Here is a 22,529-nt window from a genome sequence, read left to right as displayed (position 1 = left end):
GGCGGCGGGGATGTCGGCGGAGGTTGACGGGCCGTCAGACATTGGTCGCACCGGTCACCGTCCGCGTACACAGCCGCCTGGGCCCGAAACTGGTCACCACCCCGGCTGGTCCTACCCGTCCAGCCGGGGCTTCCTTGGAAGGAGGTTCTCAGGGGCGTGGTCTAGCCGGCCGGGACGGTGTCCTCGAACGTGGTCCCTGCGGTGCGGTAGGCGTTGACCTTGGCGGTGACCTGAGCGGGTGTCAGGACCTGGTCCTTGACGTGGAGAACGAAGTCGACTTGCTGGTCGTAGGCGCGGGCCGTCGTGCCGGTCTGGCCGGCCAGGTCGATCAGCCACTGGTTGAAGTTGATCGACATGGGCCGCTCGGGCAGGTAGGCGGCGTCATGGACGCCGAAGAGCCGGCCGTCGACGTAGTACGTGATGGCGCTGTCGTCGATGGTCAGGACGAGGTCGTGCCAGCCGGTGTGGCTCTGACGGGACTCGGTGTGCTGGTTGACGGCCTGCCACGGGTCCGGATCGTAGGTCTCCCAGGACGTCGTGTAGAGGATGTTCGAGGGCTCTCCCCAGCCGCCGTTGGGAAGGTACTCGAAGTCGTACTCCGAGTAGTTGTCGGCCATCGGGGCGGTGAGGTCGTTGATGGTGAAGAAGGTCTGGACGAGGTGGTCGCCGTCGGGCCCGGAGAGCGGTGCGTCGGAGAACTTCACCCGGGCCGCGTAGGTGCCCTTCTTGAACTTCGTCGCCTTGGTGAGGACCTCGGTCTGCTTGGTGCTGTCCGCCGTCCCCGCGGTCGACGTCCGGAGGTTCATCACGGAGTTGCCGGCGGCGTCGGCGAAGGTGACGTTCTCCGGTGCCCAGGTGGCGCCGGGCACTCCGGGACCGCCCGAGTTCGAGCGCACGTTCCAGCCGTGGGCGGCGATCCTCGGGTCGCTGGAGGTGGTGTAGTCGAAGTCGTCGAACAGGCTCTGCCCCCCGGTGGGCGGGTCGGTGGGTGGGTCGGTCGGCGGGTCGGTCGGGTCGTTGCCTTCGGGGGCAGTGCCCCACACCGTGGCGCCGGACAGCTGCGCGGTGACCTTCGACCAGTCCGCGTAGGCGGTCTGCGCGGGACCGAACGAGTAGTCGTCGCTCTGCCTGAGGGACTGCCAGTCCGCACGGTGGAAACGCAGTTGCATGTCCCCGGTGTCGGCGCCGGGCGCGAGGGTGCCCGCGCCCGGGGTGAAGCCGATCTCCAGATAGCGGTCGGCGGTCGCCGTGGGACGGGCCAGGGTGCCGAAGGTGCCGGTGATGTCGGCGCAGCCCCTCACGGCCCAGGAACAGGCGAAGCGGTAGCCCGCGCCGGCGCTGTCGGCCTTGAAGTAGTAGCGGACCTTGACGGTGCTGAGCTGGACGGCCCCGTCACCGGTGTTCCTGACCTTGAGCCAGGGCTCGGCCTGGTCCGCCGTGGCGCCCGTGGCACTGGTGCGGTACTGGACGGCCACGTCGGCGGCCGCGGCACTTGCAGTGACGGGCAGGGCGGCGAGGCCGGCGGCGCCCAGGGCGACGGCCACGGCTGAGGCTGCGGCGACGCGCAGCCGGCTCGGACGGGTTCTCGACTTCATGGTGATTCCTTTCCGGGGCAGGGTGCTGTGCTCTGTGCTGGGTCAGGGCGGTTCGCGCGCGGCTCACGCACGGCGGCGGACCTCCAGTGCGTCGAGCCGGGCGGTGTGCAGGTCCAGACGGGACCGGAAGTCGCCCCACTCGGTGGGGCCGCTCCAGCCGCGGTCCGCCAGGGCGCACAGGCGCGGATAGCTGAGGTATTCGAGGCGCTCCGGGGTGGCGGCGAACTCGGTCCACATCTGGGCCTGCGTGCCCAGCACCCGCGCGGCGACGTCCGGAGCCGCGCCTTCGGGCACCGGGTCGTGGCCGTGGACGTCCCGCAGACCGACGACGGCTCCCGGTTGGCCGGGGGGCTCCTGCGGACCGGCGCTCTGGGGGTGGTCGAGATAGGTGGCCCGGTAGTAGGCGTTGATCACGTCATGGCCGCGGCGGGCGGCGGCGAGGGCGTGCGCGGGGTCGCGCCAGGCCATCACGGTGAATCCGGCGGGCAGTTCGGTGCCGTTCTCGGCCCAGCCGACCGGGCGCCTCCCGTTGCGGAGGAGGAAGTCCCCGATCCGGCCGAGGAACCAGCGGTGCAGGTCGGCGGGCCCGCTCAGGCCCTCGGCCGCGATGCGTGCCCGGGCCAGGGGGCTGCGTTCCCACTCCGTGAGGGGACATTCGTCGCCGCCGATGTGGAGGTACGGCGACGGGAAGAGTTCCATGACCTCTTCCAGCACGGTGCGGCAGAAGTCGAGGACCTCGTCGTGCACGCCGAGGACGGTGTCGCACACCCCCCACCGGGTCCACACCTCCAGGGCCCGGCCGGGATCGTTGCCCAACCGGGGACAGGCCGCCAGGGCGGCGCGGACGTGGCCGGGCATCTCTATCTCCGGCATGACCGTCACGCCACGCGCCGACGCGTACTCCACCAGGCCCGCCAGCTCGGCCCGGGTGTAGGCGCCGCTGTGTGCGATGCCGTCGAAGTCGTCGCCGGTCGTCCCGGTCATGGACTGGGTGCGGTGGCCGCCGATCTCGGTCAGTTCGGGGTAGGCGGTGACCGGCATCCGCCACCCCTGGTCGTCGGTCAGGTGCAGATGGAACACGTTGATCTTGTGGAGGGCGAGGAGGTCGACGTAGCGCCGCAGGTACTCCACCGGCTGGAAGTGGCGTGCCACGTCGAGCATGGCCCCGCGCCAGGGGTGGCGGGGGACGTCGGTGATCTCGGCGCAGGGCAGAGTCCACCGCACCCCGCGCTGCGGCGTCCGCGCCAGTGCCTGCACGGGCAGCAGCTGCCGGATCGTCTGCACCCCGCGCAGCAGGCCGGTGGCCCGTGCGGCACGCAGCAGCACGGAGTGTGGACCGACCGTGAGGCCGTAGCCCTCGTGGCCGAGACCCGTCAGGTCCGGGTCCAGGGCGAGGACGACCTCCGCGTCGTCGGCGGGGCGCAGCGGCAGGCCCGAAGCGGGGGTGAGGAGGGTGCGCAGCAGCCGCGCGGCGTCCTCGGCCCCTTCACTGACGCGCAGGCAGGTGTCGGTTGTGAACGTGAACTGTCCCGATCTCCCCCGGGCCTTGGTCGGCCGGGGCAGAAGCGTGGCGTCCAGAGGGGGTGCGGGCACAGTTGTCTCCCGGGGGTCCGCGTGCGGGGAAGGCCGGACGGTCAGCCCTTGACGGCTCCGGCCGCGAAGCCGGCGGTCACATGGCGTTGGAGCAGCAGGAACACCGCCAGGGCCGGCAGGGCGAACAGGGTGGAGGCGGCCATGGTGGCGCCCCAGTCCGTACCGAAGACGTTCTGGAACGAGGAGAGCCAGACCGGCAGTGTGCGACTGTCCTGGTGCTTGATGATCAGGAAGTTGGCGTACGTGAACTCGTTCCAGGCCGTGATGTAGCCGAACAGCGAGGTGGCCATCAGGCCGGGGGCGAGCAGCGGGAAGGCGATGTGCCGGAAGGCGCCGGCCCGGGTGCAACCGTCGACCTGCGCCGCTTCCTCCAGTTCGGCGGGGATGGCGGCGATGAATCCGCGCAGCACCACGATCGTGAACGGCAGCGTCATCATGAAGTAGATCAGTGTGAGCGTGGGCAGCCGGTCGAGCATGCCGGTGTCGCGGGAGATGATGTAGACCGGGATGATCAGTGCCTCCCACGGTGCCATCTGCGCGATGAACACCATGAGCACGAACTGGCGCCGGCCGCGCCATCGCATCCGGGCCACGGCGAAGGCGGCGCCGAGCGCCACCGCCAGGGCGAGCAGGACGGCACCCAGCGTGACCAGGATGCTGTTGCGCCAGAACAGGGCGAACCCGTCGGCGTCGACGGCGGTGCGGAAGTGGTCCAGGGTCCAGGTCTGCGGCAGGAGTTGCGGGCGGTCGGACTGGATGTCCCGGTTGGGCTTGAACGCGGTGACGACCATCCAGTAGACGGGGAAGAGGCAGACGGCGATCGTCGTACCCGCGGCGACGTGCAGCGGAAGGCGTCGAAGTCGGGGGCGCGGCGAACTCACAGGGCTTCGCCCTCCTGACGGAACAGCTGACGGAAGTAGAGGACGAGCACCGCGGCCATCATCAGCACGGTGACCATGGAGGCCGCCGAGCCGAGGTCGTAGCGCTGGCTCGACAGCGCGGTCTGGACGGCGTACACCGGCAGGATGGTGGTGGCGTCGCCCGGCCCGCCGTTCGTCATCACCCAGATCTGCACGAACGCCTTGAACGTCCAGATGACCTCAAGCGAGAGGACGAGCATGAAGATCGGCCGGATCATCGGGAAGGTGATGGAGCGGAAGATGCGTCCGGCCGGGGCACCGTCGATGCGAGCCGACTCGTACAGCTCCGACGGCACCGTGGCCAGCGCCGAATAGAGGGTGACGGCCGCGAACGGCACGGACTGCCAGACGATGAGCAGGACGAGGATCGTGAACGCGGCCGGGCCGTGCGCGAACCAGGGATAGCGGTCGAAGGAGTCGAAGCCCAGCCCGGTCAGCGTGTGGTTGACGATGCCGAACTCCGAGTGGAACAGCCACTGGAAGACGGTGGTGGCGGCGATGACCGGCATGGCCCAGGCGAGCACGAGCGCGCTGAGCACCGCGGTGCGGCCCAGGCGGCCCAGCCGTTCTATCACCAGGGCGACCAGGGTGGCGAGCAGCATGATGAGCACGACGTCGACGGCCATGAACAGGAAGGTGCGGCGCACGACCTGCCAGAAGTGGCCGTCGGTCAGCAGCGTCTCGTAGTTGCGGAGCCCTACGAACCGTGCGTCGCCGCGGATGAGCTGGCGCAGCCTGAAGTCCTGGAACGAGATCAGCACCGTGCGGGCGAGGGGATACACCAGCAGGTACAGCATCCCCAGCACGGTCGGGGCGACCAGCAGGTACGGCCATGCGCGGCCGGGCCGGGGCCGGCGTCCGTGGCCCGGGCCCGGCGGGGCCGGCCGCTGTGACCCCCGCAGTGGCTGCCGTCGTGAGGGCCGGCCGAGCGGGAGGCGGATCGCTGCGCGTTCGCGGATGATCGACACGACGTCGTCTCCTTCCGGTTCTGGGCGCGGGGAGCGGGGGCGGCTCAGGAGCCCGACTGCATGGCCTCGGTGATCGACTCGGAGGCCTCGGCGGCCGCAGCCTCGGCGTCGGCGCCGGTGAGCACCGCGGTCATGTAGTCCTTGATGGGGTTCTTCGCCTCCACGGCGGCCCACGCGGGGGTGTTCGGCGTCGCCCGGCCGACGGCCGCACCCTCCGCCATGGCCGCGGCGCCCGGATCGGAGGCGACCGCGTCGGCCAGGGTCGTCTTGTTGGGTACGTAGCTCATGGCGACGGCGAGTTTGCGCTGCCAGGCGTCACCGGTCAGTTCCTCGATGAACGTGAACGCGGCGTCCTGCTTGCCTGAGGCCGCCGGGACGACCAGGTCGGAGCCGCCGATGAACACCGACCCGGGCCGGTCCGCCGTCTTTCCGGGGATGGGGAAGAAGCCGAGCCTGCCCTTGAGTGCGGGGTTGCTCTCGGTGACCACGTTGGCACCGCCGGGCGTGGAGATGATCTGCGCGACCTGCCCCTTGGCCATGACCTCTGCCTGTGGCGGCTCCGCCTCGTCGGAGTCCCGCGGTCCCTCGCCCAGGGCCTGGAGCTTCTTGTAGAAGTCCATGCCACGCAGGGCCTCGGGGGTGTCGAGGGTCCCCTCCCAGGAGTCGCCGGACCGCCTGGCGAGGTCTCCGCCTTCGTCCCAGATGAACCCGGCCAGCGCGTACCAGGTCTGCCCGGGAAGATAGATCCCCTGCGTGCCGCCCTTGTTGAGCTTCTCGGTGGCGGCGATCCACTGGTCGCGGGTCTTGATGGCGGCCGGATCGACGCCGGCCTTCCGGAACAGGTCGGTGCGGTAGATCACGACGCGGTTGGCCGCGTAGTACGGGATGCCGTACTGCTTGCCCTCGTAGGCGCCGGGCTCGGCCAGGCCGCGCAGCCAGTCCCTACCGCCGAGTTCGTCGACCTTGTCGCTGAGGTCGAGCAGCCCGCCGCTCTGCGCGAACTGGGCCACCTGGGTGTTGCCCGTCTCGATGACGTCGGGGGCGTCGTTGCTGGCGCGGGCGGCGGTGACCTTCTCGCCGATCCCGTCCCACTCCTGGATCTGCACCTTGACCTCGATGTCCGGGTGCGCGGCCCGGAAGCCCTGGACGAACTCCTTCTGGAACCGGGCCGAGACGCTGTCGCGCATCAGCCAGACGTCGATCGTCGTCGTGCCCCCGTCCGAGCCACCGGACGAATCGGAGCTGCTACAGGCGCTCAGGCCTCCAGCGATCACCAGTGTGCAAACACCTGCAAGCATGCGGAGCTTCACAGTTCACCCCTGGGAGAAAGGCACCGGGCAACCTGACCAGTTAACCAACTGGTCAGGTGACCTCTCATTGGTCGATGAAGGTGGCATAGACCAATCGAAGCGTCAACCCCCCTCGTTATCCGGGGCTTTGTGCGCACAGAGTGAGGAATCACCTGCCCGAGGGGCCCGGAGTGGCTAGACTGCACCTGACCAGTGCCCGCCGAGTGGTCAACAATAGGGAGCTGGTCAAGTGACATCGCGGGCATCGCATGACACAGCAAGGCACCACAGGGCATCGCATGGCATCACACGCAGTCGGGCAGGAGCGGCACATGAGCGCTGGCGGGTCAGGGGCGGTTCTCAAGCGGGAGCGCGTCCGCGACTACATCCTCGAGCTCATCGAGTCACTGAGCCCCGGCGACGCCATCGCCTCCGAGCGGTCCCTGTGCACCGACTTGGGCGTCTCACGGCCGACGCTGCGAGCGGCCGTGGACGAACTCGTCGCCGCGGGCCTCCTCGTGCGCCAGCACGGGCGCGGCATGTTCGTCGCGCCCGAGAAGATCACCCAGGAACTCGTCTCCGACCAGCGGACCATGGCCCTCCCACGGGCCTCCGGCGCCTGGTCGAGCCGCCTGCTGGAGTTCACCACCATCGCCGCCGGCGCCCGCGTCGGGCGCAAGCTGCGTCTGTCACCGGCCGCCGACGTCGTCTACGCGGCCAGGCTGCGCCTCGTCGACGGCGTCCCCATGGCCATCGAGCACCTGCACATCCGCGCCGGCCTGGTACCCGCCCTCACCGCTCGGGAACTGGAGGCCGGCGACCTGTACGACCACCTCCGCGACGGGCACGGAATCCAGGTCAGCGAAGCCGTGCAGACCATCGAGCCCACCGTCGTCAGCCAGGCGGAAGCCAAGCTCCTCGGGGTGCCCCATCTGTCTCCCGCACTCCTGTTCGAGCGCCTCACCAGCGACACCGACGGCCGGCCCGTCGAGTACGTCCACTCCGTCTACCGGGGCGATCGCTATCGCATCGTCTCCCGCCTCACCCTGGGTCCCGCGGCCACCCGCGAGTCCACCGCGACGGCGGGACACCTCCCGGGTATCCCGCCGGGCGCCTTCGCCCACCAGGACTCCGTCGCCCTGACCACCCAGGGCGACATCCAGCCCGCCCGCTGACAGCACCGGCACGAGCGCCGCGGCCGGAAGACGCGTCCCGTCGGGCGCCGGCGGCAACGCATGCGGCTGCCGTTCGAACCGATCACCCACCCCCGCAGCCCGGCGAACGCCCACCCGGCCTCAGGCGGTCCGGCGCGAGCGACCCCAGCGGCGCCGCCGCGTCCACCACCGTCGACCGGACCGACTGGCTGCGATGCGTTCGTGGAGGTACGTGTGCGGCAGCTCGGCCGTCCGGGAGGCGAGTTCCTCCAACGCCGACAGGTAGGAGCCGTCACTGCCCCTCAGTTCGCGTTCCCGTTCCACGTAGGGCCGGGCCGCCTGCCAGACGCTGACGATCCGGTGCCGCAGGAGCGGCAGGAACACCTCCTCGTCGACGATCCTGAAGACGGTCAGGTTGGCGAGGGTCTGGTAGTAGTACACGACGTTGCAGAAGGCCGCTTTGGCGTCGTGCGGAAGCCCGCGCACCCCGCCGTCCGGGGCGTGCTCCTGCTGGAGTCGGGCGCACACGTAATCGTGCTGGTCATGGAATGCGGCCGACCGGAACTCGGCGAGCAGAGCGATCATGGGCTGAATGTTGTTCGCATGGCGGCTGACACGGGTCTGCCGCATGCCGAGCCAGGTGGGAATGGCGATGGCGGTCACCGCGATGACCACCGGAAGGACATTGACCAGAAAGGCTTTGAGCATCCGGTCAACGCTAGGCAGGAGCCGCCGCCGACAGGCCGGATGGGCACATTCGGAGTCTTTTGGTCGCGCTTTGCCAAACTTCGCCGCCCAAAGGGTCACCCCGAGTCCGGACGCGTTCGACATGACTCGGTTGCTGTCGAACCAGTGACATCGCCGTCGGCAGGCCGGACGCACCGGGCAAGCCGATCCTGCACGCTTTCGGCAGGCGTGTCGCCGGCCCGTGGTGGGGTGCCCTGCGGCTGTCGACGCCCTCGACTACGGGCCGCTCACGGATGGTGGGCGCCCCGTAGCCGAGGGTGCCGCATCCATAGTGGCGGGGAGGCCGGGAAGGACAGGAAACGCCCTATTTGTGCGCTTGGTCCATGATCGCCCTATGCTGTTGTCCGGGAGAGCTCGAGCAGTCGACGTGCCGGCTCAGTGCCGGCGGGAAGCGGGCTTCCATGGCTGAGCGATTCAAAAGGTTGGGATTGGTCGGCGAACTGTCGGCCGAGTTCGTCGGCACCATGATTCTCATTCTCTTCGGCTGTGGCGTGGTGGCCCAGGTGGTCGCCGGTGGAGCGCTCACGACGCCGGCGGGAGGACTCGGAAACCACGACAGCATCGCCTGGGCCTGGGGCCTCGGCGTCACCCTGGGTGTCTACGTCGCGGCGCGACTGAGCGGCGCCCATCTCAATCCGGCGGTGACGGTCGCCCTGGCCACGTTCAAGGGCTTCCCGTGGAGCAAGGTGGCGCCCTACGCGCTGGCCCAGACCGCCGGAGCCTTCGTGGCGGCCCTCATCGTGCGGTGGAACTACACCGAAGCACTGGCGAAGGCCGACCCCGGGCACACCATCAAGACACAGGGCGTGTTCTCCACGCTCCCCGCCAACGGCAATCCGAACCTGCCGGTCCACGAGTGGGGCGCGTTCCGTGACCAGATCATCGGCACCGCCATCCTGCTCCTGCTGATCCTGGCGGTCACGGACCTGCTGAACACGCCGCCGGGAGCCAACCTGGCCCCGTTCATCGTCGGTCTGATCGTCGTGGCCATCGGTATGGCGTGGGGTACCAACGCGGGTTACGCGATCAACCCGGCACGTGACTTCGGGCCCCGATTGGCGAGCTTCATCACGGGATACGGCACAGCATGGCGAGATCAGTACGGGAATCTCTACTTCTGGGTGCCGATCGTCGGTCCCCTGATCGGCGGCCTGCTCGGTGCGGGCCTCTACAAGGCCTTCATCGGCCGGTTCCTGCCGACGGCGGAGCCCGAGCCTCCCGGCCGAGTTCCGGCCCCCGAGGAATGACACCCACAGCAGAGGCGGCAACCCATGGCTGACTTCGTGGGCGCGGTGGACCAAGGCACCACCAGCACCCGATTCATGATCTTCGACCACTCCGGCAACGAGGTGGCGAAGCACCAGCTGGAGCACGCCCAGATCCTTCCGCGCTCGGGGTGGGTCGAGCACGACCCGGTGGAGATCTGGGAGCGCACCAACTCGGTGATGCAGAACGCGCTGCGACACGGCAACCTCTCCCCCGAGGATCTGGCCGCGATCGGCATCACCAACCAGCGGGAGACCACCGTGGTGTGGGACCCGCGCAACGGACGTCCCTACTACAACGCCATCGTCTGGCAGGACACCCGCACCGACTCCATCGCGGCGGCCCTGGAACGCTCGGGCCAGGGCGACGTGATCCGCCGCAAGGCGGGGCTGCCGCCGGCGACCTACTTCTCCGGCGGCAAGATCCAGTGGATCCTGGAGAACGTCGACGGCGTCCGCCAGGCGGCGGAACAGGGGCACGCCCTCTTCGGCAACACGGACGCCTGGGTGCTCTGGAACCTGACCGGCGGCCCCGACGGCGGTGTCCACGCCACCGACGTGACCAACGCCAGCCGCACCATGCTGATGGACCTGGAGACCCTCGACTGGGACGACGAGCTGCTGGGCTTCTTCGACATCCCCCGGCAGATGCTGCCCACCATCAACCCGTCCTCCCACCGCGAGGCGTTCGGCGTGACCCGCTCCTCCCGGCCGCTGCGCGCCGCCATCCCCATCACCGGGGTGCTCGGCGACCAGCAGGCGGCCACGGTGGGACAGGTCTGCTATGCGCCGGGCGAGGCCAAGAACACCTACGGCACGGGCAACTTCCTGGTCCTCAACACCGGTACGGAGCTGGTCCGTTCGCAGCACGGTCTGCTGACCACCGTGGCGTACCAGTTCGGCGACAGCCCGGCGATCTACGCCCTGGAGGGCTCCATCGCCGTCACCGGGTCGGCGGTGCAGTGGCTGCGCGACCAGATGAAGATCATCAACGACGCGGCGGAGAGCGAGACGCTGGCGCGCACCGTCGAGGACAACGGCGGGATGTACTTCGTTCCCGCCTTCTCGGGCCTGTTCGCTCCGTACTGGCGCTCCGACGCCCGCGGCGCGATCGTCGGTCTCGCCCGCTACAACGACAACGGCCACCTGGCCCGGGCGACCCTGGAGTCCATCTGCTACCAGAGCCGCGACGTGGTCGAGGCCATGGAGCAGGACTCCGGAGTCCACCTCGACGTGCTCAAGGTGGACGGCGGCGTCACGGCCAACGACCTGTGCATGCAGATCCAGGCCGACGTCCTCGGCGTGCCGGTCAGCCGTCCGGTCGTCGCCGAGACCACCGCGCTCGGCGCCGCCTATGCGGCGGGTCTGGCCACCGGCTTCTGGCGCGACACCGACGAGCTGCGCACCCACTGGCAGGAGTCCAAGCGCTGGGAGCCCCAGTGGTCCGACGACCAGCGCACGGAAGGATACGCGGGCTGGAAGAAGGCGGTGGAGCGCACGCTCGACTGGGCCAAGGTCGAGTAGACCGACGAAGACGGTGAAGGGGGCGGGCCCGAGGGTCCGCCCCCTTCACCGTCTTCTCCCTGGTCAGGCCTCGGCGTACTCCCAGCCGTCGCAGCCGTAGGGGGTGCCGCTGGAGGGCAGACGGAGTTCATCGTCGATCTACCTGGCCGTCGGTGGCCCTCAGCCCTTGCTCCATTTCTGGTTGTCGGCTCCGGTGCAGTCCCATATCTGGAGCCCGGTGCCGTCGGCGGTCCTGGCGTCCGTGACGTCCACGCACTTGTCGGCCTGCCGGTTGACGAGGTCGTGGGCGTCGTTGAGCCGGAACTGCTGGGCGGGATCGCCGTTGCAGTCCGCGAGCTGGACTTTCGCGCCGTTGCCCGTCGCCCCCCAGGCGACGTCCATGCACCTGCCCAGCGCACGTACGGTGCCGTCCGACGCGAAGGTCCAGCTCATCCGGGCGGCCGACGCGCAGTCGAGGATGTCCAGAGGCACGCCGTCCTTGGACTCTCCGCCGCTCACGTCGATGCACTTGCCCGAGGCGTGGCTCCGGATCGACACCCCCGAGGCGGTGGTGGCCCCGCCGGTGCCCGTCGATGTGTGGCCGGACGAGGACGTTGCGGTGGTCGTCGACTTGGTCGTGTCCGTCGACCGTGACGAGGACGGGTCCCCGTCACCACCCTTCTTTCCCAAGTCCCCGTCCGCACCGTCCGCCCCCTCGACACCCTTGTTGCCGGCTTTCCCTGTGGAGCCGACGCTCGTCAGGTGCGACTTGGAGTCCGACGACGGGGACGCCGAGCCGAACGCGTCCGGGGCGTCACCGGTTCCGTGGTCGCCGAGGTCGCTGTCCGCGGTGGCGCCGGATGCGGAGCCTCGCTTGTCACCGTCGTCGCCGACGGCGCCGACCAGGAAGGGCACGGCGATGAGGATCACGCCCGCGACGGCTGCCCCCGCCAGCACGCCCTTGTTGAGGCGGCGCCGATCGGTCCGGGCAGCGGTGTCGGAAGCGGTGGCCGCCGTATGCGCAACGAGAAGATCGCCGCTCGCGGACCCGAGGGCGGGCTCGGGCTCGGGCCGGGTTCGGGGGTCGAGATCGACCCCGGGACCGTGGGCCGGCTCCGCTCCCGGACCGGGCTGCTCCACCGGGTCGGGCTCCACGACCCGCACGGCGGCCATCCGCGCCTCCGTCATCGCACTGCGCCGGGGTACTCCGGCGCGTCCGGAGAACATGCTCCGCCTGGGCAGGGGGGAGCGCGACTCGGCGGCTTGCGTCTCGGCGGCATCGTCGGCCCCAGCGGAGGCCCCGGGCTCCGTGGCGGTCCCGAGACATGCCGGAGCGTGCTCGTCCTGAGCGGCGTCGGCGACGTCGGCCGTGCGCTCGCCGGGGTCTGCCGTCATGGCGTCCTTCCGATGGTGGAGTCGATGGATTCGTACGCGGTCGGCACGGCGTCGGAGACAGGCCGACGGACAGACGGGCAGACGGGCAGAGCCGCCCGGGTTGAGCATGGGTACCGGCGGCGCTCGACCGGGTGCGGGACGGCCCTCACCCGGTCGAGCGCACAGGAATGTCAGTCAGGCAGGCGTGCAGCCGGCCGCGCGGTCAGGCGTCGCGCCGCTGCCGTACCGATGTCGCGAGGGCCCTGAATTCGTCCCACTGCACCCGAGGCCGTTGCAGGCCACGCTGTTCCAGGTAGCGGCGGGTGGTGCGCTTCGTCCGGCGCAGGAGCCGCACCGCGTCGGTCGGACGTCCCGAACCCATCGGCTCCACCACCTTGGTGGGAACCAGCAGCAGGCCGTCGCCGCTCATCCGCAGCTCGCCGCGGACGAGCGCGTTGTCCATGTGGTTGAGCCGGTCGTCGTGCCGGTGCACCAGCAGCGACGCGGGGCCCGGCACGGCGGCGCAGTCGGACGGTACGTCCACCACGAAGCCGTCGTCCGTCGGTACCGGCCGCGTCCGTGCGAGTACGGGCACCCCGAAGGCGTCGCGGGCGGCCAGGACCGCGCTCGGAAAACGGGCGAGCCGGTCGGCTCCCGGCAGCGGGTTCCGCCCGCGCGGGCCGGCCTGCTCGGGCACGGAGCTCGATGGGAGCGGCGGGAGCGGTGGCCGTACGATCACCTGCTCGGGAGTCACGGTGATCAGCAGGCGCAGGTAGTACCAGTCCATCAGCCGCCGCATCGGAGCGGTCACGTACGAGCGGCTGTGCGGCTGCCGCTCGAAGAGCATCCGCCAGTAGTCCTCGGCGCCCTGAGGCCCCGTCATGATCTGGTCGGGACAGGCGGCGCGTCCGGCGACGAAGACCTGCGGAGCGTGGTCGATGCCGCTGCCGGTGGAATCGGAGAACAGCAGGGCGACGCGTCCGTCCCGGCGTACGTTCAGGGCCTTCTGCGCGAACGCCAGTGACGTGGTCAGCAGGAGTGTCCCGTCCTCGCGGCGGCGCACGGCCGTGGGCCAGGCCAGCGGCGTGCCGTCGCGGCCGAGCGTGACGAACTCGCAGGTGCGGTAGGCGTCGAGGACGTCGTGCGGGGCGGAGTCGAGTACGGTCACCGTCCTGCTCCCCCGTCCAGAGGGGCGCGCAGGGCGCGGCAGGCAGTGGCGTACCGGCGCCGGCCGACGGCCTTCCACAGCAGGCGACCGATCGGCGGGGTTCTGCCGAGGAAGCAGGCGCGCTCCTCCGGCGTGGCCTCCTCGAGGATCGCGCCGAGGGCGAGCAGGAGTTTGTCCTTGGGGATCCGCTCCAGTCCGCGTCGGCCGACCAGGTCCCATTCGGCGACCGTCAGGTGCTCGGCGATCAGCGGAAGGACCAGCCGCTCCTCGTCGTCGAGGTGTTCGAGCAGCGCGGCGCGGTGCTCGTCCAGGGCGAGCGCCAGTTCCTCACCGGCGATGTGGTCGGCCGCTCGTTCCCATGCGGGTATCCAGTCGGTGACGGCCACCAGGCTCTTGTCGATGCGCCGGTGCTGTTCCTCCATGCGGACGACGAGTCGGTCGTCCGGGGCGCGCTCACGCAGCAGCGGCCAGACGAGCTCGTCCTCGAGGGAGTGGTGGCTGTGCAGACCTTCGAGGTACTCGCGCAGGTGCTGCGCGACCTTCGTCGCGCGTGCCGTCCCGCCGTCGGGCACGGCACGCACCAGCCGGGGAAGAAGCGCCGACTCGCGGCGGAAGATCCGGTGGACCACGATCATCTCGTGGGTGTAGGGACGCGCTGCTGTGGAAGGTTCGTCAATGGTGCTGTCGGGGGACACGCTTGCTGGCTCCAGCGATCAGTTTTCGGCAACAGCCTCCCAGGGTCCGGCTCCTTCTTGGCGTCTGCTTGGAGCGCCACTTGGAGCCGGTGAGCGTCGCGTTTATCGTCTGTTGACGGGCCGGACCGGCAACTCGGGTAGATTCGCGCGCCGTGCTGCACATTCGAGTCCTGGGTTCGCTGGGCGCCGATGTCGGGGGTAGGCCGGTCGAACTGGGTACTCCGCGGCAGCGGGCTGTCCTGTCGCTGCTGATAGCTGCCCGTGGCAGCGTCGTCCCGGTCGACCGGATGGCGGAGGAACTGTGGCGGGGAGCGCCGCCGGCGAAGGCCACGGTGTCCCTGCACGCCTACGTGTCGAACCTGCGTCGCTCGCTCGAGCCGGGGCGGCCCGCGCGCGCCCCGGCGACCGTACTGGTCACCGCTCCCCCGGGGTACGCGCTGCGGCTGCCCCAGCACGCCGTGGACGCCTGGCGTTTCGAGGAGCGGGTGAACCTCGCGCGTCGCGCGTCGGCCGAGGAGGCCCGGGGGTTGCTCGCCGAGGCGCTCGGGTGGTGGCGGGGGCCGGCCTTCGCGGAGCACGCGGACGAGGAGTGGGCGGCGTCGGAGGTGGCCTTCCTGACCGGGTTGCGTGCCGAGGCCCGCGAACTCGCCGTAGCCGCCGATCTTCGTACCGGACGGGCGGCCGAGGCGGCTCTGGCGGCCGAACTCCTCGTCGCGGAGAGCCCGTTGCGGGAGGAGGGATGGCGGCTGCTCGTCCTCGCCCACTGGGCCTGCGGCCGGCAGGCCGACGCGCTCTCCTCGCTGCGCCGTGCCGCGGGGGCGCTGCGTGAGGAACTCGGCTGCGACCCCGGTCCCATGCTGGCGGAGCTGGAGCGCGCCGTGCTCGCCCAGCGGCTCGATGTCCTGCGCGCGTCCGTGTCCGGTCCCCTTCTCGCTCTTCCCGCGCCCGTGCACGCCCCTGAGCCGGCCGTGACCGAGCCGGGCCCCGCCGTCGCCGGACCGCGACGGCCCGGGCAGCACCTGTTCGTCGGCAGGAGCGGTGAACTGCGCGCCGTGGACGCCGCCGCGCGAGCCGCTCGGCACCATGGCGGCGTGGTGCTGGTCACCGGCGAGGCCGGGGCGGGCAAGTCCGCCCTGCTCGGCCGACTCGAGTGCCGTCTGCGGTCCGGTGGCTGGCGGGTGGTGGTCGGGCACTGCCCGGAGTACGAGGGTGCGCCGCCCGCCTGGGCGTGGGTGGAGGCGCTCGGCACGCTCGCCCGGGAACTGCCGCCGGCTCGGCCCGAGGAACTGGCGGCTCTGCTGCGCAAGCCGGAGAGTGTGGCCGCCACGAGCCCGGACGAGGCGACCGCCGGCCGCTTCCGGATGCACCGGGCGCTCGCCGCCTGGCTGCGTGCCGCGGCCGCCGAGGCGCCGCTGGCCGTCGTCCTGGAGGATCTGCACCGCGCCGACAGCGAGACGCTCGCCCTGCTCGAAGCGGCGGCCGCGGTCACCGACGTGCCCCTGCTGACCGTCGCCAGCTACCGTCCGGCGGAGGTGGGTGAGCAGCTGGTCAAGACGCTCGCCCACCTCGCCCCCGGCGCGCCGCACCGGGTCGCGCTCGGCGGCCTGCCGCCGCGGGACGTCGCCACCATGGTCGACACCGTCTGCGGCGCGTCCGTCGACGCGGCGACGGTGGCGGCGCTCGCCGAACGGACCGGCGGCAATCCGTTCTACGTCCTGGAGAGCGCACGTCTGCTGGCGAGCGAGGGCGCCCTGGTCGCGATCTCCGAAGTCCCCCAGGGCGTCCGAGACGTCCTGCGAAGACGCCTGGCCCTGCTGCCTGCCGCGGCCCGGTCCGCGGTCCAACTGGCTGCCGCAGTGGGGCTGGAAGCCGATGTGTCCCTCCTGGTCGACGCGGCCGACACGGCCGAGGACGAGATGCTGGAGGGGCTCGACGCCGCCCTGGCCGCGGATCTGCTGACGGCGCCGGGACCCGGCCGCGTCCGGTTCGTGCACGCGCTGGTCCGCGACACCGTCTACACCGACCTGTCCGGCGTACGGCGTTCACGCCTGCACGCACGCATCGCCCAGGTGCTGCGCCGCCATCGCCCCGACGACTTCGCCGCTCTGGCACACCACTTCACGCATGCGGGCAACCCCGCGGACGCGCCCCTGGCCGTGCGCTACGCGTTGCGGGCGGCCGAGGTCGCCGAGCGGCGCTACGCCCACGACATCGCCGTGGGGCTGATCCAGCAGGCGATCGAGGTGCACACCACCGCCTCGGGCGGCCTGGACGCACAACCCGACCGCGCGGTCGCCCTGTTGGTGCGGCTGCTCGGCGCGCAGGTCCGGTCGGGGTCGACGGACGCGGCCCGGCGCACCCGGCAGCGGGCCGTCGAACTGGCCGAGCAGGCCGACCGGGGCGACCTGGTCGCGGCGGTCTTCGGGGCCTGGATCGAACCCTCCCCCTGGCACAGCAGGCTGGGAGGCTCCTACGACCCCGCGCTGCTGGCCCGGCTCGAGGAGCTGGCGTCCGATCCGGACCTGGACGATCCCGCCCGCGCGGGTGTGCTCCAGGCTCTCGTCGACGCGGTGGCCGCCGTGGACCCGCCCCGGGCCCTGGAGGCGGCGCGCACGCAACTGCGGCTGGCCCGCGCGAACGGCGAACCGCGGCTGCTGGCCGCCGCGTTGATGACCTCCGCCAAGCTGCTCCCGCACGAGGCGCCGGGTGACGCACGGCCGCCTCTGGTCGCCGAACTGCGCGAGCTCGCCCGTGCGCACGACCTCCCCGCCTACCGCTGGGTGTGCCAGAACCTCGACGCCATGACCGCCGCCACCCTCAACGATCCGGCCGCGGTACGCCGGCACAACGCGCAGGGCCTGGTGCTCGCGCACCGCTACCGGATGGTGTGGGCGCAGGGCATCAACGCCGCCACCTCGGCCATGCTGGCGGGTGTCGCGGGCCGCTTCGAGGAGGCTGAGTCCTGGTACGCCGAGGCCGACGTCCTGTTGCAGCGCGTGGGGGCACACCATGCCCAGGGCCTGCGCACACTGGGACTGACCACCATCCGGCTCGCCCAGGACCGTACGGCCGAGATCGAGCCGGTGATGCGCGCCGTGTACGACTCCGTCGGTGCCCCGGTCGGGGTGGCACTCGCTCTCGTTCTGGCCCGCCTCGGCAGGCTCGACGAGGCGCAGGCCGTGAGCTTTCCCGCGGAGCCCGTCACCGACCACCTCTACGGCGTGGAACTCGACTTCCGCTCCCAGCTCGCCGTCCTCCACCACGACCAGGACACCGCCGCCGAGCTGGTCGAGCACCTGTTGCCGCTCCGGCACCAGCTGGCCGGAGCGGCCGGCGCGGTCTACGCGACCCGTCCTCTCGCCCACGCCCTCGCGGACCTGTACCGGCTCCTCGACGAGGAACGGGCCGCGGCCGAGAACTACGCGCTGGCCGAACGCACGGCCCTCGCGTGGGGCTCACCCCATCTCGCCGAGAGTGCCCGCCGAGCCGCCGCGGAGCTGTCCGCGGCGCGTGCACGGCGGCGGACCCTCGCGACGTAGGTCGCTCCCGACCGTGCCGCGCCGACCGCAGAACGAACGGACGTTGATCGGAAATCGGCGATGCATCCGGATCCGCCGACCCGGCGGAATAGATTTGTCGGAGTCCTGGGCGGACGAACGCGGTGCAGTGGCAACAAGGATCAGCAGGGGAAGCCGGCACGACTCCGGTGCGGGTCGTGTGCGTCTTGCCAACCGATCACAGACGAGAAGCGGGTATCAGGTGGCCTACGCGGACAGAGGTGTGAATGATCCGAGCGGAGCCGACTGGACGGAGGCGTTCGCCGCCGATCCGGACATCGGCGGCGACCTCGCCACCGTCGACTGGGCGTCCACGTCCCTCGGCGCACCGGCCGACTGGTCCCAGAGCCTGCTGACGGCGGTACGCATCCTGCTGTCGTCGCGCTTTTCCATGTGGATGGCCTGGGGACCGGATCTCACGTTCCTCTGCAACGCCGCCTATCGGCGCAACACACTGGGGCGCAAGTATCCGTGGGCACTGGGGCGCCCGGCCCGCGAGGTCTGGTCGGAGATCTGGTCCGACGTCGGCCCCCGTATCGACCACGTCCTCGCCTCGGGCGAAGCGACCTGGGACGAGGCGCTGCTGCTGTTCCTGGAACGGTCCGGATACCGGGAGGAGACCTACCACACCTTCTCCTACAGCCCGCTGCGAGACGACGCGGGCGCCGTGGTGGGCATGCTGTGCGTGGTCAGCGAGGAGACCCAACGCGTGGTGGGCGCACGCCGGATGGCGACCCTGCGCGATCTGGGCTCCGACCCGAGCGTCGTACGTACGGAGACGGAGACGCTCGCCTTCCTCGGCCGTCAGCTCGAACGCAACCTCGCGGACCTGCCGTTCACCCTCACCTACCTCCTGCACGAGGACGGCGCACGTCTGGCCTGCACGACGGGCTGGCCGACGGGCCGTCCGGCTGCTCCGGAACTGCTGTCGCCGAAGGACTCCGGGCCGTGGCCCGTGGCAGCCGTCGCGGACGGCGCGTCCGTGTGCGTGCGGCTGGACGCCGGCCTCTTCGGCGACCTGCCCGCCGGCGCCTGGGCACAGCCGCCCGAACAGGCCCTGGTCGTGCCGCTGGTGCAACCGGGTGGCGCGCCCTACGGCTTCCTCGTCGCCGCGCTGAACAGATACCGTGCCCTCGACGAGGAGCACCGGGGGTTCGTCGAACTCGTCGCCGGATACCTCGCCGCGGGGATCGCCTCCGCCCGCAGCTACCGTGCGCAGCAGCGGCGAGCGGAGGAGCTGGCCGAACTCGACCGTGCCAAGACCACGTTCTTCTCCAACATCAGCCACGAGTTCCGCACCCCTCTCGCGCTGATCTCCGGGCCGGTCGAGGAGTTGCAGAGGCACCTCGCGGACGCCGACGTGGAGGTCCGGCAGGAACTGGACGCGATCCAGCGCAACGCACTGCGCCTGGGAAAACTGGTCAACACCCTCCTGGACTTCTCCCGCATCGAGGCAGGCCGTGTCCAGGCCTGTTACGAACCGGTGGAGCTGGCCGCGCTGACCGCCGAACTCACCAGCGTCTTCCGGTCCGCCGTCGACAGGGCCGGCCTCGAGCTCGTCGTCGACTGCCCCCCGCTGAACCGGCCCGTCCACGTCGACCGGGACATGTGGGAGAAGGTGATGCTGAACCTGCTGAGCAACGCGCTCAAGTTCACCTTCGACGGTTCCCTCGGCGTCACGGTCCGTGAGGAGGACGACCGGGCGGTGGTGACGGTCTCCGACACCGGTGTCGGCATCGCGGCGCACGAGATGCCACACCTGTTCGAACGCTTCCACCGGATCAGCGGGGTCCGTGCCCGCTCCCACGAGGGCAGCGGCATCGGCCTGGCCCTCGTCCGGGAACTGGTCCTGCTGCACGGCGGCACCATCACGGCGGACAGCGCCCCGAACCGGGGTACGCGTCTCACCGTCCGGCTGCCGTTCGGGTCCGCGCACCTGCCCGCGGAGTCCGTCCACGAGTCGTCCCGGACCCGCCCCGCGTCGGCCGCCGCCGTCCCCTACGTTCAGGAGGCCCTGCGCTGGCTCCCGGCCGACCGCGGCACGGCCGTGCGGGACAAGGCCACGCACGACACCTCGTCCCCTTCCGCCGCCTCCGGATCGGCCGTGCGCGCACGCGTCCTGGTCGCCGACGACAACGCCGACATGCGCGAGTACCTGGTCCGCATCCTCACCGGCGCCGGCTACCGGGCCGACGCGGTGAGCGACGGTCTTGCGGCCCTGGCCGCCGCCCGCGCCGAGGCTCCGGACCTGATAGTCAGCGATGTGATGATGCCGCTGATGGACGGCCTCGCCCTGGTCGGCGCCCTGCGATCGGACACCCGGACCGCCTCGGTCCCCGTTCTGCTGCTGTCCGCACGGGCAGGCCAGGAGGCGTCCATCGAGGGACTGTCGGCGGGCGCGGACGACTACCTCGTCAAACCCTTCGCCGCGGCCGAACTGCTGGCCCGGGTGCGTGCCAACGTGGAACTGGCAAGGCTGCGCACCCACCACGTACGGTGGCGCGCCGCACTGGTGGACTCGCTCCAGGAAGCCCTGCTCGTCATGGACGACACCGGCACCGTCCTCGAGGTCAACGCCGCGTTCGCCACCATGCTCGGCCACGGCCCCGAGGGGGTGCCCTACGCACCGGACCACCCATGGTGGCCGGATGCCACGACCGACCCCGCGGCCCACCGGACGGTGGCCGACGCCTTCGCCCACCTGCTCACCCATGGCCACGGCAACCACACCCTTCCCCTCATCCATCGGGACGGGCACCGGCTGTATGTCAGAGCCGCCTTCAACGACGCCCGCGATCCCGACAGCGGACGTCGGATGATCGTGGGTACGTTCCGCGACGTCACGGCCGAACGGCATGCCGTCCAGCGCGAGAGCGCCCTCGCCTCGCTCAGCACCCGCCTCGCCGAGACCGCCGGCCTCCACCAGGCGCTCACGGCGGCTCTGGACCGCCTCCGGGAGCTGTGGCACGCCGAACACGTCCTGTCGGCGGTCCTCACCGCGGACGGCCACCCGCACCTCACCGCCACCCGCCCGCTGACCTGGCAGGACATCCCGGCCGAGCGCCGACGGGCCATCAGCGACCTGCAGAACCACCCCGTACTCACCCCCGTCGTCGGTGAGAGCGGGGCCGGGATCCTGCTCGAACACCCCGAGGGCCCGATGGCCCTGTGGATCGAGCTGGAGCCGGCGCGCCGCTTCGGCCGCGAGGACGAACTGCTGCTGGCGCTCCTCGGCGGCCATCTGGCCCAGGCACTCACCCGCGCCCACCAGATCGATCAGCAGCGCGAGACCGCTCTCGCCCTGCAGCGCGCGATCCTCGGCCCCTCGCTGCTGCCCGAGGGCTTCGCGGCCCGCTACGAGCCGGCCACGCCACCGCTGGAGATCGGCGGCGACTGGTACGACGTCATCGCGCTGCCGGACGACCGGATCGGCATCGTGGTCGGCGACTGCGTCGGACGCGGGCTGCAGGCGGCCACCGTGATGGGCCAGCTGCGCAGTGCCTGCCGTGCCCTGTTCCTCCAGGATCTCGGGCCCGCCAGCACGCTCATGGCTCTCGACCACTTCGCCAAGGGCATCCCCGGCGCCATGTGCACGACCGTCTTCTGCGGCGTTCTCGACCCGCGGACGGGAAGCCTCACCTACTCGAGCGCCGGCCACCCGCCGAGCGTCCTCGCGCTCCCGGACGGCGGCACCCACCTGCTCGAAGGCGGACACGCGCTCCCTCTCGGCGTCCGCCCCTCCCACGAACGCCCCGAGCACGTCTGTCAGCTCCCCTCCCGCTCCTCGCTCCTGGTCTACACCGACGGTCTCGTCGAGCGTCGGCGGCAGTCGCTGGACGTGGGCATCGCCCGGGCCGGCGAGGTGCTGCGGGACGGCCGCGACCTCGCCGCCCGTGAGCTGGCCGACCTTCTCATGTCCGAGCTGGCCCCCGCCGGCGGCTACGACGACGACGTGGCCCTCCTGCTCTACCGACATCCGGGCCCGCTGCGGTTCTCCTTTCCGGCGGAGTCCGGCCAGCTCGCCGTCGCGCGTCACGCCCTGCGCGAGTGGCTCACCCGGTGCGACCTGCCCCGGCGCACCGCCCAGGACGTGCTGATCGCCGCCGGTGAGGCCTGTGCCAACGCCGTGGAACACGGCCACCGGGCCTCCCCCGACGGGACCATCCGCCTGCACGCCGACGCTTCCTCCGACACCGTCCGGGTGATCGTGGCGGACACCGGAATCTGGAAGCCCGGCGATCCGGCCGGATCGCCCCACCGCGGCCGGGGGATCAGCATCATGAAGGCTCTGTCGCACCATGTGACCATCGTTCCCGGCCCCCTGGGCACCACCGTCGAGATGCACACGAGGATCCTGTGATGCCCACTCAGCTGACTCTCACGCGGGGCGGACACTCCGACGGCGGCACCCTGCTGACCGTCGCGGGGGAGATCGACATGAGCAACAGCGGCGCCCTCGCCGACGCGATCGACGGCGTACCGGGGCCGGTCGTCGTCGACCTGACGGATGTGGAATACCTCGACAGCGCAGGGCTCAACGTCCTGTTCGCCCACGCCGACCGCGTCGAACTCATCGCCGGCCCGCTGCTCGAACGGGTCCTGTCGGTGTCCGGCCTCACCCGTCTCGTCACGGTCCGGCCCCCGAGGTCGGACGGCACCGCCACCGCGTGAGGGCGGCGGCGGTGCCGCACGGCCGACACG

15 protein-coding genes are annotated in these 22,529 nt (G+C 71.1%); 6 read left to right on the top strand and 9 right to left on the bottom strand.

Annotated elements, in window-relative coordinates:
• Positions 1–161 precede the first annotated feature (161 nt).
• The 5 genes from OG736_RS41295 to OG736_RS41275 form a co-directional block, all read right to left on the bottom strand.
• Positions 162–1,595: a cellulose binding domain-containing protein gene (locus OG736_RS41295; RefSeq protein WP_327187027.1), complete on the bottom strand. Its 1,434-nt coding sequence runs from the start codon at positions 1,593–1,595 to the stop codon at positions 162–164.
• 63 nt (positions 1,596–1,658) lie between these two features.
• Positions 1,659–3,188, bottom strand: a complete 1,530-nt coding sequence (locus tag OG736_RS41290) for a beta-N-acetylhexosaminidase (protein WP_327187026.1) — start codon at positions 3,186–3,188, stop codon at positions 1,659–1,661.
• A 41-nt stretch (positions 3,189–3,229) separates the two neighbouring features.
• Entirely contained in the window at positions 3,230–4,069 is an 840-nt protein-coding gene (locus tag OG736_RS41285) for a carbohydrate ABC transporter permease (RefSeq protein WP_327187025.1), read from the bottom strand.
• Positions 4,066–5,076, bottom strand: a complete 1,011-nt coding sequence (locus OG736_RS41280) for a carbohydrate ABC transporter permease (protein ID WP_327187024.1) — start codon at positions 5,074–5,076, stop codon at positions 4,066–4,068. Before OG736_RS41280 ends, OG736_RS41285 begins: the two co-directional genes overlap by 4 nt.
• A 44-nt stretch (positions 5,077–5,120) precedes the next feature.
• Positions 5,121–6,386, bottom strand: a complete 1,266-nt coding sequence (locus OG736_RS41275) for an extracellular solute-binding protein (protein WP_327187023.1) — start codon at positions 6,384–6,386, stop codon at positions 5,121–5,123.
• Between the two features lie 311 nt (positions 6,387–6,697).
• Here OG736_RS41275 and OG736_RS41270 point away from each other — a divergent pair, with 311 nt between their 5' ends.
• Positions 6,698–7,540, top strand: coding sequence for a GntR family transcriptional regulator (locus OG736_RS41270; protein WP_327187022.1), 843 nt, complete (start codon positions 6,698–6,700; stop codon positions 7,538–7,540).
• A 120-nt stretch (positions 7,541–7,660) separates the two neighbouring features.
• Here the strand turns inward: OG736_RS41270 and OG736_RS41265 are convergent, their stop codons facing one another.
• Positions 7,661–8,227, bottom strand: coding sequence for a DUF4760 domain-containing protein (locus OG736_RS41265; RefSeq protein WP_327187021.1), 567 nt, complete (start codon positions 8,225–8,227; stop codon positions 7,661–7,663).
• A 440-nt stretch (positions 8,228–8,667) separates the two neighbouring features.
• Here OG736_RS41265 and OG736_RS41260 point away from each other — a divergent pair, with 440 nt between their 5' ends.
• Together OG736_RS41260 and glpK are read left to right on the top strand one after the other, a co-directional pair.
• Positions 8,668–9,513 (top strand): MIP/aquaporin family protein, encoded by an 846-nt coding sequence (locus OG736_RS41260; protein ID WP_327187020.1) that lies wholly within the window; start codon positions 8,668–8,670, stop codon positions 9,511–9,513.
• 24 nt (positions 9,514–9,537) lie between these two features.
• Complete coding sequence (gene glpK, locus OG736_RS41255) at positions 9,538–11,055, top strand: glycerol kinase GlpK (RefSeq protein ID WP_327187019.1); 1,518 nt, start codon at positions 9,538–9,540, stop codon at positions 11,053–11,055.
• 159 nt (positions 11,056–11,214) lie between these two features.
• On the opposite strand, the gene OG736_RS41250 is transcribed toward glpK, so the two are convergent.
• The 3 genes from OG736_RS41250 to OG736_RS41240 form a co-directional block, all read right to left on the bottom strand.
• Positions 11,215–12,429: a ricin-type beta-trefoil lectin domain protein gene (locus OG736_RS41250; protein WP_327187018.1), complete on the bottom strand. Its 1,215-nt coding sequence runs from the start codon at positions 12,427–12,429 to the stop codon at positions 11,215–11,217.
• A 202-nt stretch (positions 12,430–12,631) separates the two neighbouring features.
• Positions 12,632–13,576: a pyridoxamine 5'-phosphate oxidase family protein gene (locus OG736_RS41245; RefSeq protein WP_327187017.1), complete on the bottom strand. Its 945-nt coding sequence runs from the start codon at positions 13,574–13,576 to the stop codon at positions 12,632–12,634.
• A complete protein-coding gene (locus OG736_RS41240) occupies positions 13,573–14,211 on the bottom strand; it encodes a hemerythrin domain-containing protein (RefSeq protein ID WP_327187016.1) in 639 nt (212 codons plus the stop codon). The genes OG736_RS41245 and OG736_RS41240 overlap by 4 nt, the downstream gene beginning before the upstream one ends.
• Before the next feature lie 212 nt (positions 14,212–14,423).
• Here OG736_RS41240 and OG736_RS41235 point away from each other — a divergent pair, with 212 nt between their 5' ends.
• The 3 genes from OG736_RS41235 (at position 14,424) to OG736_RS41225 (ending at position 22,499) form a co-directional block, all read left to right on the top strand.
• Positions 14,424–17,810: an ATP-binding protein gene (locus OG736_RS41235; protein WP_327187015.1), complete on the top strand. Its 3,387-nt coding sequence runs from the start codon at positions 14,424–14,426 to the stop codon at positions 17,808–17,810.
• 409 nt (positions 17,811–18,219) lie between these two features.
• Complete coding sequence (locus OG736_RS41230) at positions 18,220–22,188, top strand: SpoIIE family protein phosphatase (RefSeq protein WP_327187853.1); 3,969 nt, start codon at positions 18,220–18,222, stop codon at positions 22,186–22,188.
• Positions 22,188–22,499, top strand: a complete 312-nt coding sequence (locus tag OG736_RS41225; RefSeq protein ID WP_327187014.1) for an STAS domain-containing protein — start codon at positions 22,188–22,190, stop codon at positions 22,497–22,499. The genes OG736_RS41230 and OG736_RS41225 overlap by 1 nt, the downstream gene beginning before the upstream one ends.
• The last annotated feature ends 30 nt before the right edge of the window (positions 22,500–22,529 follow it).

The organism is Streptomyces sp. NBC_01334, from assembly GCF_035983595.1.
Taxonomy (GTDB): Bacteria; Actinomycetota; Actinomycetes; order Streptomycetales; family Streptomycetaceae; genus Streptomyces; species Streptomyces coriariae.
This window is presented reverse-complemented; position numbering and strand designations above follow the sequence as displayed.